Here is a 3,657-nt window from a genome sequence, read left to right as displayed (position 1 = left end):
GCAAAGAAAAGTAACTCGCCGCAAGGCGAAAGCTTTGCCTTTGCCCTGGCTATGGTGGTTGCAACGACTTTCGCCTGAGGGCTAGTTACTTTGATCAGCCTTCGGCTGCTGAGAAGCACTTCTTTAGCTTGTGCAAAGAAAAGCAACTAAAAGAAGCGCTCCACCACAGCCGCAGGCTGGTCAAGCACGCCTCGCGGTGGCTGCCGCGCCTGGGGTCCATAAAGCAACAGTATCGCGGCAACCAGCCTGGTGCACACGCAGCCCGGCGAGATGGAGCGAGCCAAACACCCGACCACGCCGAAATGCCGCGCACGCTCTAGACTGCACCCATCATCGTGGGGGCTCACCTTTGGTTTCCAGTTGGATCCTGCTGCTGGTGTCGGTCGGCTATGCGGCGCTGCTGTTTGCGGTGGCGTGGTGGGGCGATCGCCGTCCGCTGTACCCGGAGCGGCCGTGGCTGCGGCCGGCGGTGTACAGCCTGGCGCTGGCCGTGTACTGCTCGTCGTGGACGTTCTACGGCGCGGTCGGCAGCGCGGTGCGCAACGGCGCCGGCTACCTGCCGATCTACCTGGGTCCACTGCTGATGCTGCTGTTCGGCTGGCGCATCGTCGAGCGCCTGGCGCTGATCGCGCGCAGCGAGAACACCGTGTCCATCGCCGATTTCATTTCCTCGCGCTACGGCCGCTCGCGGCGCCTGGCCGCGCTGGTGGCGGTGATCGCCCTGGTCGGCGTGGTGCCGTACCTGGCGCTGCAGTACAAGGCGGTGGCGATGAGCCTGCAGGTGCTCAGCGGCCAGTCCAGCGCCGGTGCGCCGTTCTACGCCGACCCGGCGTTGTACGTGGCCTTGGGGATGGCGCTGTTCGCCACGCTGTTCGGCACTCGCCAGGTCGATGCCACCGAGCACCACCACGGCATGATGCTGGCGATCGCGCTGGAGTCGGTGGTGAAGCTGCTGGCGATGGTGGCGGTGGGCGTGTTCGCCTACGTGTGGCTGTCCGTGCGCGACGGCGGCCAGGTGATGGCGTCGGCACGCACGCTGTTCCAGAACACCCCGCCGGTGGGCTTCATCTCGCAGACCCTACTCAGCTTCCTGGCGCTAGTGTGCCTGCCACGGCAGTTCCATGTGGCGGTAGTGGAGTGCAGCGACGTCGGCGACATCCGCAAGGCGCGCTGGCTGTTCGGCTTGTACCTGGTGCTGATCTCGGCGATGGTGGTGCCGATCGCCGCCGCCGGCATCGCCCTGTTCGGCGGCGGCGACGTGGCCGACGACAGTATCGTGCTGGCGCTGCCGTTGGCCGAAAGCCGCACCGCGCTGGCGCTGGTCGCCTACGTGGGCGGGTTCTCCGCCGCCACCGGCATGGTCATCGTCTCCAGCATCGCGCTGGCGACGATGATCAGCAACGACCTGGTGATGCCGGTGCTGTTGCGCCGCCGCGGGCATCAGGCGGCCGGTGCCGACGTGGCCTCGAAGGTGCTGTGGATCCGCCGCCTGGCGATCCTGCTGCTGGCGCTGATCGCCTACGGCTATTACCGCAGCAGCAGCAACGACACGACGCTGGCGTCCTACGGCCTGATGGCCTTCGCCGCGGTGGCGCAGTTCGCGCCGGGCGTGATCGGCGGCCTGTACTGGCGCGGCGCCAGCCGCAAGGGCGTGGAGACCGGCATGGTGCTGGGCTTCGCCACCTGGATCTACACCCTGCTGCTGCCGGCGCTGACCCAGGCCGGCTGGCTGGCGCCGGCGTGGCTGCTGGACGGGCCGTTCGGCATCTCCTGGCTGCGCCCGCAGCAGCTGTTCGGCATGAGCGGCTGGGACCCGCTGGCGCACGGCACGTTCTGGTCGCTGCTGGTCAACGTCGGCACGATGATGCTGGTGTCGGCGCGCTGGCGCCCGGGCCTGGACGAGCGCCTGCGCGCCGCGCCGTTCCTGGAGCCGTACTCGCAGCGCCCGGCAGTGGCCGGCGACTGGCTCGGGCAGGTGCGCGTGGTCGACCTGCAGGCGCTGGCCGAGCGCATGGTCGGCGAGCGCCACGCCCGCCGCGCCTTCGCCGAGCAGGCGCAACTGCTCGGCCGCGAGCCGCAGCCCACCGCGGTGGCCGACCGCGTCTGGGTGCAGTTCACCGAGCGCCTGCTCGCCGCTTCGATCGGTGCGGCCTCCGCGCGTCTGGTCCTGACCAGCCTGCTGCGCGGCTCGGGCATGGACCTGGGCGAGGTGGTGGCGGTGCTCGACGAGGCCGGGCAGGAACTGCGCTTCAACCGCGAGATCCTGTCCACCACATTGGAGAACATCAGCGCCGGGGTCAGCGTGGTCGATCCGGCGATGCGCCTGACCGCATGGAACCGCCGTTACCAACAGATGTTCGGCTATCCCGACGGCATGCTCTACGTCGGCCGGCCGGTCGCCGACCTGATCCGCTACAACGCCGAGCGCGGCGAACTCGGTGGCGGCCAGGTGGAGGACCAGATCGCCCGCCGCATCGCGCACATGCGCGCCGGCACCCCCCACGTGTTCGAACGCACCCGCAGCGACGGCAAGGTGATCGAGATGCGCGGCCAGCCGCTGCCCGGCGGCGGCTATGTCACCAGCTACAACGACATCACCGACTACAAGCGCGCCGAGCAGGCACTGCTCGAGGCCAACGAGACCCTGGAGCAGCGCGTGGCCGAGCGCTCGCGCGAGGCCGAACTGGCGCAGCAGTCCAAGACCCGCTTCCTGGCCGCGATCAGCCACGACGTGCTGCAGCCGCTCAACGCCGCACGCCTGTTCGCCTCGGCCCTGCGCGATGCGCACCAGAACGAGGAGCAGCGGCATCTGGCCGAGCGCGTGGACGCCTCGCTGCGCGCGGCCGAGGAACTGCTCGACGGCCTGCTCGACGTGTCGCGGCTGGATGCCGGCGGCCTGCGCCCGACCATCGAGGACGTCGATGCCGGCCTGCTACTGCGCGAACTGGCCGCGCAGTACAGCCCGATCGCCGCCGGCCGCGGCCTGCGCCTGCACGTGTACGCGCGGCCGCTGTGGGTGCGCAGCGATCGCCGGCTGCTGCGCCGGGTGCTGCAGAACTTCCTCGCCAACGCGCTGCGCTACACCCGCCAGGGCCGCATCGTGCTGGGCATGCGCCGCCGTGGCGCGGCGCTGGAACTGCAGGTCTGGGACACCGGCCCCGGCATCCCGCCGCACCACATGCAGCAGATCTTCGACGAGTTCCAGCGCTACCAGCAGCCGTTCGACTGGGGCGAGCAGGGGCTGGGCCTGGGTCTGTCGATCTGCCAGCGCATCTCGCGCCTGCTCGGCCACGACCTGGATGCGCGCAGCCGCGTCGGCCACGGCAGCATGTTCTCCATCACCGTGCCGCGGGCGGCGCCACCGCCGCAGGCGCTGCAACGCGCGCCGCGCGCAGCGGCTGCGGCCGATTCGCTGGCCGGGCTGCGCGTGCTGTGCGTGGACAACGATCAGGAAATCCTCGACGGCATGCGCGCGCTGCTCGGCCGTTGGCAGGTGGAGGTGATCTGCGCCAGCACCGTCGACGAGGCGCTGGCGCAGGCCGCGTGCGCACCGCACGTGATGCTGGTCGATTACCACCTGCACGACCGGCTCGACGGCCTGGAGACGCTGGATGCGCTGCGCGCGGCGATGCCGGGGCCGGTGGCCGGCGCGCTGCT

1 protein-coding gene is annotated in these 3,657 nt (G+C 70.1%); it reads left to right on the top strand.

All coding sequences use genetic code 11. The features are described from left to right. Window positions 1–349: 349 nt before the first annotated feature. Window positions 350–3,657, top strand: a 3,308-nt coding sequence (locus tag D588_RS0106130) for a PAS domain-containing hybrid sensor histidine kinase/response regulator (RefSeq protein ID WP_017915361.1), incomplete at its 3' end; no start/stop codon positions are given.

Origin of the sequence: Xanthomonas sp. SHU 308 (assembly GCF_000364645.1) — a bacterium.
GTDB classification, from domain to species: Bacteria; Pseudomonadota; Gammaproteobacteria; order Xanthomonadales; family Xanthomonadaceae; genus Xanthomonas_A; species Xanthomonas_A sontii.
The sequence above is the reverse complement of the archived record's forward strand: the minus strand, read 5'-3'. Positions and strand labels throughout refer to the sequence as shown.